This window comes from Streptomyces longispororuber (assembly GCF_014656095.1).
Classification (GTDB): Bacteria; Actinomycetota; Actinomycetes; order Streptomycetales; family Streptomycetaceae; genus Streptomyces; species Streptomyces longispororuber.
Genome location: NZ_BNBT01000226.1, coordinates 1 through 9,736, shown reverse-complemented (window position 1 = coordinate 9,736; position 9,736 = coordinate 1). Strand labels below are relative to the sequence as shown.

Genomic DNA, 9,736 nt, shown 5'->3' with positions numbered 1-9,736 from the left:
GGCCACCACCGCGGCCGCCGCGAGGCGCAGAGCGCGGCGGCAGCCGCGGCCGGGGCCGGTGCGCCCGTCCGCGTGGGCCATGGCGTTGAGCAGTCGGTGCCGGGCCCGGTCCCGGGCCGGTCCGGTGAGCGGGGCCGCGTCCGCGTCCCACTCCCGCAGGAGTTCGAGTTCGTCATGCATGGTCGGACACCTCTCGCAGTGCCGTCGGATTGGATCCGCCCAACGCTTCGCGCAGCTTGGCGCGAGCCCGGTGCAGCCGTGATCTGACCGTGCCCACGGGGATGCCGAGGGCCTGGGCCGCCTCCTCGTAGCCGAGCTCCGCCCAGGCCACCAGCAGCAGCACGTCCCGGTGCCGGGCGGGCAGCGCGGCCAGCGCCGCCGCCAGCTCGCGGCGCACGGCCCGCGCCACCACCCGGTCCGCGGCCCGGTCGGCCAGCGGCTCGTCGTGGTCGGCGGGGGCCGGGACCCGCGCCATGGCCTTGAACCTGCGGGCCTCGGCCCGCCGGTGCCGGCCGACCAGGTTGGTCGCTATGCCGAACAGCCAGGGCCGGGCGTCGGCGCCCGCGCCGCGGGCCGGGTCGTAGCGGTGCCGCTGCTGGAACGCGGTGGTGAAGGTCTCCGCCACGAGGTCGTCGGCGGCCTCGCCGCCGAGGCGGCGGGCCGCGTAGCGGTGCACGGCGTCGGCGTGCCGGTCGAAGAGCGCGGCGAACGCCTCGGGCTCGTCCCGGGACCGCGCGATCACTGAGGCGTCGCTCTCCGCGTCGGCACGCGCGGTGCCGACGCGGACGCCTGGTCCGACGGTCATGGGGCTCCTCTCGTCCAAGGGACGATGCTCGAACACGTGGGCTTTCACCTGTCCTTCGCCCCTCGCGCCGAAGCGGTTCCCTCGGGCCCCTCGCCCCCCTCGCCGACACCGCCCTCTTCGCGGCCACACTCCGGAGCGGGTGGGTGCTGTTGGGCGGGGGGTGAGTGGGGCAGGGTGTCGGTATGGGTGAGGGTGCTGAGGTGGTGCGGGCGCTGCGCGGCGCGGTGCGGGGGCGGGTGGACGCCGGGGCCGGGGCGCGGGCCCTGGTGACCATGGACGCCTCCAACTACCGCCGCGTGCCGCAGGCGGTGGTCGCCCCGCGCGACGCGGCCGACGTCGCCGCCGCCCTGGCCGTCTGCCGGGACCACGGCACGGCCGTCGTACCCCGCGGCGCCGGCACCTCCATCGCGGGCCAGGCGACCGGCACCGGCGTGGTGCTCGACTTCACCGCCCACATGAACAAGCTCGTGGAGCTGGACCCGGCCACCCGCACGGCCCGCGTCCAGCCCGGCCTCGTCCTCGACACGCTCCGCGCCGCCGCGGCCCCGCACGGCCTCACCTTCGGCCCCGACCCCTCCACGCACAGCCGCTGCACCCTCGGCGGCATGATCGGCAACAACTCCTGCGGCTCCCACTCGGTCGCCTGGGGCACGACCGCCGACAACGTGCGCGCCCTGACCGTCGTACGCCCCGGAGGGGACGGCCCCGTACCGCTCACCCCCGGCACCTGGGACGGCGCCCCCGCCGGGCTGCGCCCCCTCGTCGACGGCGCCCTCGCCCGCCTCCGCACCGGCTTCCCCGACCTGCCCCGCCGCATCTCCGGCTACGCCCTCGACGCCCTGCTCCCCGAGCGCGGCCCCGACCTGCCCCGCCTGCTCTGCGGCAGCGAGGGCACCCTCGCCGTCGTCACCGAGGCCACGGTCGCCCTCGTCGAGGCGCCGCGCGCCCGCGCGCTCGCCGTCCTCGGGTACGCCGACGAGTCCGCGGCGGCGGAGGCGGCCGTCGGCCTCCTGCCGTACGGGCCGCTGACGGTCGAGGGCATGGCCGCCGACCTCGTACGCGACGCGCGGGGCCTGCCCAAGGGCGGGGCCTGGCTGTTCGTGGAGACCGGTGGCGCGGCGCCCGCCGAGGCGCGGGCACGGGCGGAGGTGATCGCGCGGGCCGCCGACTGCGTGGCCGCGGCCGTCGTCACCGACCCCGCCGCGCAGCGCGCCCTGTGGCGGGTGCGCGAGGACGCCGCGGGCACCGCGACCCGGATGCCGGACGGCACCGAGGCCTGGCCCGGCTGGGAGGACTGCGCGGTGCCGCCCGCCCGCCTGGGCGCGTACCTGCGCCAGTTCCGCGCGCTGCTCGCCGAGCACGGCCTGCGCGGCACCCCGTACGGGCACTTCGGCGACGGCTGCATCCACGTACGCATCGACTTCGACCTGCTCACGCCCCCGGGCGTGGCCCGCTTCCGCCGCTTCTCCGAAGACCTCGCCGACCTCGTCGTGGCGCACGGCGGCTCCCTCTCCGGCGAGCACGGCGACGGGCAGGCGCGCGCGGAGCTGCTGCCGCGGATGTACGGGCCGGAGCTGGTGGACCTGTTCGCCCGCGCCAAGGATCTCTGGGACCCCTCCGGCACCCTCAACCCCGGCATGCTCGTCCGCCCCGACCCCCTCGACGCGAACCTCCGCTTCGCCGTCCTGCCGCGCGAACCCGTCGACGTCGCCTTCGGCTACCCCGACGACGGCGGCGACTTCACCGCCGCCGTCCGCCGCTGCGTCGGCGTCGCCAAGTGCCGTACGACGACAGCGGGCGCGGGCGGCGGCGTCATGTGCCCGTCCTTCCGCGCGACCGGCGAGGAGCGGCACTCCACGCGCGGCCGGGCCCGCCTCCTGCACGAGATGCTGGCCGGGGAGGTGGTCACCGGCGGCTGGCGCGCCCCGGAGGTACGGGACGCGCTCGACCTGTGCCTGTCCTGCAAGGGGTGCAAGTCCGACTGCCCGGTGGGCGTCGACATGGCCACGTACAAGGCGGAGTTCCTGCACCACCACTACGCGGGCCGGGTGCGGCCCGCCGCCCACTACGCCATGGGGCGGCTGCCCCGCTGGCTGCGCGCGGTCGCCGCGCTGCGGGCCGCGCGCCTGGTCAACGCCCTGACCGCGCTGCCGCCGCTCGCCGACCTGGCCAAGCGCGCCGGCGGCGTCGAACCGCGCCGCCCGCTGCCCCGCCTGGCGCCCCGCACCCTGCGCCGCTGGTGGCGGGCGCGGCCCGGCCCCCGCGTGTCCGGTGCGGGCCGCACGGTCGTGCTGTGGCCCGACACCTTCACCGACCACCTCTCACCCTCGGTGGGGCGGGCCGCCGTCCGGGTCCTGGAGGCGGCGGGTCTGACCGTCCGGCTGCCGCCGCAAGGGGTGTGCTGCGGGCTGACGTACGTCTCCACGGGGCAGTTGGACCACGCCCGCGCCGTGCAGCGGCGCACGCTCGCCTTGATGCGCCCCCTCCTGGAGGCGGGTACGCCCGTCGTGGTCCTGGAGCCGAGCTGCGCGGCGGCGCTCAAGGCGGACCTGGTGGACCTCGTCGGCGCGGACGGCCCCGCCGCGCGCACCCTCGCCGCCTCCGTCCGCACCTTCGCGCAGGCCCTGGAGGAGTACGCCCCCACGTGGGAGCCCCCGCGCCTGGACCGCCGCGTCGTCGGCCAGACCCACTGCCACCAGCACGCGGTCCTGGGCGACGCGGCGGAGCGCCGCCTGCGCGAGAAGGCGGGCCTGACCGGCGACCTGAGCGGCGGCTGCTGCGGCCTCGCCGGGAACTTCGGCTTCGAGAAGGGCCACTGGGAGGTGTCCACGGCCTGCGCGGAGGAACACCTCCTGCCCTCGGTCCGCGAGGCCCCACCGGGCACGGCGGTCCTCGCGGACGGCTACTCCTGCCGCACCCAGCTCGACCACCTGGCCGGGGTGCGCGGCCGTCATCTGGCGGAGTTGCTGGCGGAGGGGCTGGACGACGGTGGGGTCAGGGGTTGAGGTCGATGTGGCGGTGGTCCGCCCAGCGGTCGGGGGTGACCGTGGCGATGAACGCCCCGTCGGGGTAGGAGGGCGTGGGGCGGGCCGCGTAGCGGCAGTGCGCGGCCGCCCAGGTGTCCTCTCCGCCGACATCCAGGGCCGCGGCCAGATCGAGGTCGTGGATGATGACGCCCGGCAGGGCCGCGATGTGCTCGGCCGTACCGGGCCGCTCGCGCTCGGCTTCGACTAACGCGCAGGTGGGCGCGTACAGGAACCACCCCGGTGCGTGCGAGGACCGGTGGATGAGGCGCGAGGCCAGGTGGTTCCCCCGCCCCGCCGCCACCATCGCCGTCTCGTCCAGGACGACGTGTACGGCATCGCTCACGGGGCGGCTCCCTGGGCCAGGCGGCGGTCGAGCTCGGCGTCCAGCCGGGCCTCTTCGGCGGGGGCGGGGTCGTAGCCGTTCCACTCCCGGAGGAGGGCCCGCGTCTGCTCCGCCCTGGCCTCCCGCTCCGCCGGGGTCATCAGCGTCCGGGAGAGGTGCTGAAGGTAGGCGCGCAGGGACATGCCCTCGCCTGCCGCTATCTGAGCGAGCCGGTCTCGGGCTTCACTGGGGATACGGATGTTCGCGTCGGTCATGGGGATTACCTCCTGCACCGAGCGTATGGGTACGCGCATGTACCCGCAAAGTGGAACATGTGTTCGGGTATGCACTCCGGGGAGGTACTCCTGACCCGCCCGTCCGTCAGCTCCAAAGAGATTCGACGGCCCTGTCGGAGTGCATTACATTGGACGGTGGAGTGCAGGAGGCTGACCTATGAGGCGGTCTGCGGTCTGTCTTGCGGTGGCGGCGGAAAGGCGTGGCATGAACATCTCGGACGCGAAGCAGGCGGCGGGACACGGCGGTGGGGCGCCGGGACCGCGGGCCGCCGTGGAGGCCCCCGCCACGGTGGGGCAGCCCGAGGTGGCCGGGACGGCGCTGGACGCGGGGCCGGGCAGCGGGGCGGCCGCGGGCGCGGAAGCGGGGACCGGCCCGGGGTCCGGCCCGGGGTCCGGCGGGCGGCGCGCGGCGCTCGCGCCCGTGGGTCTGGTGCTGGCGGGCTGCGTCTCCGTGCAGTTCGGCGGGGCCCTCGCCGTGAACCTGATGCCGCGCGCGGGCGCGCTCGGCGTGGTCACGCTGCGGCTGCTGTTCGCCGCCGTGATCCTGCTCGCCGTCTGCCGCCCCCGGCTGCGCGGCCACTCGCGCGCCGACTGGGGCACGGTCGTCGCCTTCGGCGTCACCCTGGCCGCCATGAACGGCCTCTTCTACCAGGCCGTGGCCCGCATCCCCCTCGGCCCCGCCGTCACCCTGGAGGTCCTCGGCCCGCTGGCCCTGTCCGTGCTGGCCTCCCGGCGCCTGGTGAACGTGGTCTGGGCCGGCCTCGCCCTCTGCGGCGTCTTCCTGCTCGGCGGCGGCGGAGGCTTCGGCGGCCTCGACCCGGCCGGTGTCGCCTTCGCGCTCGGCGCGGGCGCCATGTGGGCGGTGTACATCGTCTTCAGCGCCCGCACCGGCCGCCGCTTCCCGCAGGCGGACGGGCTCGCGCTCGCCATGGCGGTCGGGGCCGTGGTGATGCTGCCGCTGGGCATCGTCGAGTCGGGCGCGAAGCTCACCGTGCCCAGCACGCTCGGCCTGGCCGCGGCCGTCGCCGTGATGTCGTCCGTACTGCCCTACACCCTCGAACTCCTCGCGCTGCGACGCCTGCCCGCCTCCACCTTCGCGGTCATGATGAGCCTGGAACCGGCCATCGCCGCGTTCGCCGGTTTCCTCGTACTGGACCAGGGACTGACCCTCCTGGAGCTGCTGGCCATCACCCTGGTCATCGCGGCGAGCATGGGCGCGGTGCGGACGCAGGTGGGGCGCGGGAAGGTCAAGACGGGGCCCTGAGACGGGGCCTACCATCGAAGGGCAGCTACCCGGCGAACGCACTTGGGGTGCCCCGTGAGCGACTGGTCCGACCTGACAACCGGCAAGCGCATCAAGCACCTTCGAGGTTCTGATCTCACCCAGCAGGGTCTCGCGGACGCCACGGGCCTCTCCCTTGCCCTGGTGCAGAAGGCCGAACAGGACCGTGGTGATCTGTCCGTCGGTTCGCTGCTCAAGCTCGCGCACGCGCTGAACACGGACGTGTCGGTGATCCTCGGGCAGCAGGCGCCGCGCCGGGGAATGAGCCGGGACACCAGGGCCGCCCTGCGGCGGCTCTCCGACGCGGTGCACGACAGCGCCCTCGGGGACTGGAACGGTGTGGGCGAGCCGGGCACGCTCTCCGAACTGGAGGCAGTGCACGAGCGGGTGTCCGCCGCGTACTGGCGGGGCGACTTCGTGCAGTTGAGCGAGCTCGTCGCCAAGGTGGTCCTCGAAGGGCGTGCCCGGTACGCGCAAGCCACGGGCCACGAACGGGAACGGCTCGGAGCGGTCCTGACCAGTTCCTACCAGTTCGCTTCCTCGACCGCGATGCTGCTCGGGCAGCGTGATCTCGCGCTGAGCGCTCTCACGTCCGCGCGCCACATGGAGGACGCGTCCAGTGACCCTCTACTGGCCGCGGTGACCGATTCCACGTTGTCCTGGCTGCACCTCCGGGGGGCCAAGGTTACTCAAGCGGTCGCTGTCGCGGAACGTGCTGCCTCCCGTATCGAACCGTCGTTCAGCAAGTCCCCGCGCCCGCAACTCGTTGTGTACGGGCGGCTGATGACGGGCGCCGCTGTGGCTGCCTCCCGCCAGGGTGACGCGGCATCAGCGGACGACTATCTGTCGCACGCTCATGCCGCCGCAGCTCGACTCGGGCGTGACGAGGTGGTGTACGGAACCCACTTCGGTCCCACTTTCGCGAACACGGAAGCGGTGGGCATCGCAGTAGCGCTCGGCAACTACGGGAAGGCCTTGAAACTGGCCTCCCGCACCGAACTCCCCCGCTCGATGCCCAAGCTCTCCCGCAACCGCTACAAGCTCGACGTCGCCCTCGCGCAGTGCGCTGCCGGGCTGCACGACCAGGCCGGGAACACCCTGATCGAAGTAGGCCTCGACGCCCCGGAATGGGTCAAGCACCAGGCCCTGCCCGGCGTCATCGGCAAGCGGCTGGCGAAGGTGTCCACCGCTCGCGTGCGTCGCATCAGCGACGTCATCGGCGTATCGCTGCTCGCGTGAGTGCCTGATCGCCCGGGTCTTACGGAGCGTACGAGCCGGGTTCGGGCAACCTCGTCCGGCCGTACGTCTCGTCACTTCACTGTCCGTGATCACGCGGGCACGCTGTCCGTATGGTCGGGAACGACGGTGAACACACGCAGGGGCGGGCAGCGGCCCGCCGGACGCAAGGTGACGCGCGGCGGCGGCAGGCGCTGGCCGACGCGGCGGCGGGGGTCGCCCCGGAGAGGGCCGAGGCCCCCGGACGGCCCGCCGGGATAGGGCGCTTCCGCTGCGTGGTCTACCTGTGCGGAGCACCCCGCACGGACCTCGCCGCACCGCGCAAGGAGTGCGTCGAGTACGCCGAGGCGTTCGGGTGGGAGATCGTGGAGGTCGTCGAGGACCGCGCGGGCCTGCTGCCGCCGGGCGGGCGCAGTGGGCTGGCGCGGGCCCTGGCGCGGGTGGCGGCGCGTGACGCGGGGGCGGTGCTGACGGCGTGGCGCTCGATGGTCTCGCCGGTGGTGCAGGAGTACGACGAGGTGGCGCGCGAGGTGGAGAAGGCGGGCGGGTTCCTGCACGTCATGGACGTGGCGCGGGACGGGCGGAGGGCGGCCCGGTGACGCGCCGCCTGTTCCGGTACGTGCCGTTCACCATCGAGCAGGACCGCACGGCGGAGCCGGAGTACGAGGCCCGGTGCGTGTCCGGCGACGCGGCGGACTGCGGCGCGTGCTCCGGCACGTACAGCGGCCCGGCGCCGGTCGAGGAGTGGCAGCGCACGCACACGCAGGCGACCGGCCACCGCCGCTACCGCCGGAACTTCGGCGACTACGCGGTCCTGAGGCCCGCCGCGGAGCACGTCCGACAGCACCGGCCGGCCGCGAACCCCGTCCGGTAGCGGCGCCCGCGGCGGTCACGTGCCGGGGGCCAGGGGCGCGCCCGTCAGGCCGTTGCGGACGAGCGTCAGCAACTCCTCGTCCGCCAGGCCCAGTTCGCGGGCCTGGGAGACCAGGTGGTGCACCGCCTCGGTGAGCCGGGCCCGGTCCGCGGTGCCGGGGGCCGTGGTGATCACCGCGCCCCGGCCGCGGCGCAGTTCGATGAGGCCCTCGTCGCGCAGGCGCTGGTAGCCGCGGAGGACCGTGTGCACGTTGACGCCCAGCGATTCGGCCACCTCGCGGGCGGGCGGCAGCCGCTCGCCGGGGGCCGCGGTGCCGTCGGCGACGGCACCGCGTACGCACGCGGCGATCTGCTCGCCCAGCGGTACAGGCGAGCCGGGAAGGACCCGGAACAGCATCGCTACCCGCGCTCCCCGGCCTGTCGCTCCACCAGGCCGTTGAGCAGCGCGGCCGCGGTGGTCGCGTCGTCCACCGTGACCACGTACGCGCGTCCGCCCGTCGTACGGACCGAGAGCGCCTCGCCCGAACGCAGCACGATGCCGCGGCGGTTCGGGCGGATGCGGTAGCCCCAGCCGCCGAAGTCGCCCATGGCGTCGACCTGGACGCTCTCCGCGCCGGTGACGGCGTCGAGCGGCACGGTCAGGCGGGGCCGGGGCAGCACCGTCGAGGCGACGGTGAGTCCGCGCCGGTCGACGGTGACCCGGACCCCGGCGAAGGCCACGCAGAGCAGGCCGACGGCGAGCAGCGGCAGCCCGGTTCCCCAGGAGGCGAACGCCACGGCGCACAGCCCGCCGAGGACGACGGCTGCCGCCACGAGCAGCATCGGCAGGGAGACCACGGTGCGGCTCCAGGCCGCCGCCTCGCCCTCGGCCAGGCGCAGGGAAGGGGCGGGAGGAGCAGGGGCCGGGCGCGGTCCGGCGCCGATGAGCCACCAGGCCGAGGCGCCGGTGGCGACGCCCAGGAGCAGCGGCACGGCCACCTGGTGCAGGGGGAGTTCGGCGGCGGCCGCGTCGGGGGCGTCCGCGTTGGCGAGGACGGTGAGGACCGACAAGTAGCCGAGTGTGACGGCCGTGCCGACACCTACTGCTGCGGTCAGCCGGACCCCGGACTTGTCCCGAGCGGCCACGGTCAGCGCGGTGAACAGCAGCCCGAGGCCGACCAGCAAGCCGGTGGCGGACCACAGCGCGGCGGTGCGGCTCATGAAGCCGTCGGCCGTTCCGTCCCCGGAGAAGTGCGTGGCGAAGCGCCCGGGCAACCGGTCGCGGTGCGCCATGAACACCCCGGCGTAGGCGACCGTGGCGACGGCGAACGGCACGGCGGTCACGGCCGTCACGGCGCCCCGGCGGACGCCGGGCGGGGCGCCCCGGGGGGCGGGGGCAGCGGCCATGTGGACTCTCCTCCCTCAGCGGGCTCAGCGGATTGTTCGCATTGAAGTAGAACAACTTCAGCATACGTGGGCGGCTCCCTGCGCGGGCCGGCGTAGAAGTAAGCAAGCACGCTTGCTTGTTTCTGTCGCTGCTGCCATGCTCCCAGGGCACACCGCCGTCCCCGAGGGGAGCGCACGTGTCCGACGCCCGCGCCGACCGCGCCCTGCTGACCGGCGTACTCGACGATCTGCGTGACGAGAGCGAGGAACTCGACCGGCTGGTCGGGGACTTGACCGAGGAGCAGTGGGCCCTGCCCACCCCCGCGCCCGGCTGGACCCTCGCCCATCAGGTCGCCCACCTCGCCTGGACCGACGAGGCCGCCCTGCTCGCGGCGACCGACCCCGAGGCGTTCGCCGAGCGGGCCGCCGCCGCGGCGGAGAAGCCGGACGGCTTCGTCGACGACGGGGCCCGCGAGGGCGCCGCGCTGCTGCTCGCCGCGCTCCTCGCGCGCTGGCGGGCCGGGCGCGACG

11 protein-coding genes and 1 pseudogene are annotated in these 9,736 nt (G+C 75.1%); 6 read left to right on the top strand and 6 right to left on the bottom strand.

Going from position 1 to position 9,736, the window contains the following annotated elements:
- Positions 1 to 180, bottom strand: a pseudogene (locus IE330_RS39460) (CU044_5270 family protein); the annotation flags it as partial.
- Entirely contained in the window at positions 173 to 805 is a 633-nt protein-coding gene (locus IE330_RS36365) for an RNA polymerase sigma factor (protein WP_190140459.1), read from the bottom strand. The pseudogene IE330_RS39460 and the gene IE330_RS36365, both read right to left, overlap by 8 nt.
- Positions 806 to 987: 182 nt before the next feature.
- Between IE330_RS36365 and IE330_RS36360 the strand changes: the two genes are divergently transcribed.
- Positions 988 to 3,810, top strand: a complete 2,823-nt coding sequence (locus IE330_RS36360) for an FAD-binding and (Fe-S)-binding domain-containing protein (RefSeq protein ID WP_190140458.1) — start codon at positions 988 to 990, stop codon at positions 3,808 to 3,810.
- Here the strand turns inward: IE330_RS36360 and IE330_RS36355 are convergent.
- Both IE330_RS36355 and IE330_RS36350 read right to left on the bottom strand, forming a co-directional pair.
- Complete coding sequence (locus IE330_RS36355) at positions 3,800 to 4,174, bottom strand: PIN domain-containing protein (RefSeq protein WP_190140457.1); 375 nt, start codon at positions 4,172 to 4,174, stop codon at positions 3,800 to 3,802. The genes IE330_RS36360 and IE330_RS36355 overlap by 11 nt on opposite strands.
- The gene (locus IE330_RS36350; RefSeq protein ID WP_190140456.1) at positions 4,171 to 4,428 is read right to left on the bottom strand and encodes a hypothetical protein; all 258 of its coding nucleotides are present in this window, start codon (positions 4,426 to 4,428) and stop codon (positions 4,171 to 4,173) included. The genes IE330_RS36355 and IE330_RS36350 overlap by 4 nt, the downstream gene beginning before the upstream one ends.
- A 226-nt stretch (positions 4,429 to 4,654) precedes the next feature.
- Here IE330_RS36350 and IE330_RS36345 point away from each other — a divergent pair, with 226 nt between their 5' ends.
- The 4 genes from IE330_RS36345 to IE330_RS36330 all read left to right on the top strand — a co-directional run bounded on the left by IE330_RS36345 (position 4,655) and on the right by IE330_RS36330 (position 7,841).
- A complete protein-coding gene (locus tag IE330_RS36345) occupies positions 4,655 to 5,713 on the top strand; it encodes an EamA family transporter (protein ID WP_229926176.1) in 1,059 nt (352 codons plus the stop codon).
- A gap of 54 nt (positions 5,714 to 5,767) precedes the next feature.
- Entirely contained in the window at positions 5,768 to 6,970 is a 1,203-nt protein-coding gene (locus IE330_RS36340) for a helix-turn-helix domain-containing protein (RefSeq protein WP_190140455.1), read from the top strand.
- A 110-nt stretch (positions 6,971 to 7,080) separates the two neighbouring features.
- Positions 7,081 to 7,566 (top strand): hypothetical protein, encoded by a 486-nt coding sequence (locus IE330_RS36335; RefSeq protein WP_190140454.1) that lies wholly within the window; start codon positions 7,081 to 7,083, stop codon positions 7,564 to 7,566.
- Entirely contained in the window at positions 7,563 to 7,841 is a 279-nt protein-coding gene (locus IE330_RS36330) for a DUF7848 domain-containing protein (protein WP_190140453.1), read from the top strand. The genes IE330_RS36335 and IE330_RS36330 overlap by 4 nt, the downstream gene beginning before the upstream one ends.
- Positions 7,842 to 7,856: 15 nt before the next feature.
- Here the strand turns inward: IE330_RS36330 and IE330_RS36325 are convergent, their stop codons facing one another.
- Positions 7,857 to 8,237, bottom strand: a complete 381-nt coding sequence (locus tag IE330_RS36325; RefSeq protein ID WP_190140452.1) for a GntR family transcriptional regulator — start codon at positions 8,235 to 8,237, stop codon at positions 7,857 to 7,859.
- Between the two features lie 2 nt (positions 8,238 to 8,239).
- Positions 8,240 to 9,226, bottom strand: a complete 987-nt coding sequence (locus tag IE330_RS36320; protein ID WP_190140451.1) for a DUF1648 domain-containing protein — start codon at positions 9,224 to 9,226, stop codon at positions 8,240 to 8,242.
- 176 nt (positions 9,227 to 9,402) lie between these two features.
- Here IE330_RS36320 and IE330_RS36315 point away from each other — a divergent pair.
- Positions 9,403 to 9,736, top strand: a 334-nt coding sequence (locus IE330_RS36315) for a maleylpyruvate isomerase N-terminal domain-containing protein (RefSeq protein WP_229926175.1), incomplete at its 3' end; no start/stop codon positions are given.

Excerpts from the sequence above, each read along its gene's own strand:
- IE330_RS36365 (WP_190140459.1), bottom strand. The coding sequence starts at position 805 with ATGACCGTCGGACCAGGCGTCCGCGTCGGCACCGCGCGTGCCGACGCG.
- IE330_RS36360 (WP_190140458.1), top strand. The coding sequence starts at position 988 with ATGGGTGAGGGTGCTGAGGTGGTGCGGGCGCTGCGCGGCGCGGTGCGG.
- IE330_RS36350 (WP_190140456.1), bottom strand. The coding sequence starts at position 4,428 with ATGACCGACGCGAACATCCGTATCCCCAGTGAAGCCCGAGACCGGCTC.
- IE330_RS36345 (WP_229926176.1), top strand. The coding sequence starts at position 4,655 with ATGAACATCTCGGACGCGAAGCAGGCGGCGGGACACGGCGGTGGGGCG.
- IE330_RS36335 (WP_190140454.1), top strand. The coding sequence starts at position 7,081 with ATGGTCGGGAACGACGGTGAACACACGCAGGGGCGGGCAGCGGCCCGC.
- IE330_RS36325 (WP_190140452.1), bottom strand. The coding sequence starts at position 8,237 with ATGCTGTTCCGGGTCCTTCCCGGCTCGCCTGTACCGCTGGGCGAGCAG.
- IE330_RS36320 (WP_190140451.1), bottom strand. The coding sequence starts at position 9,226 with ATGGCCGCTGCCCCCGCCCCCCGGGGCGCCCCGCCCGGCGTCCGCCGG.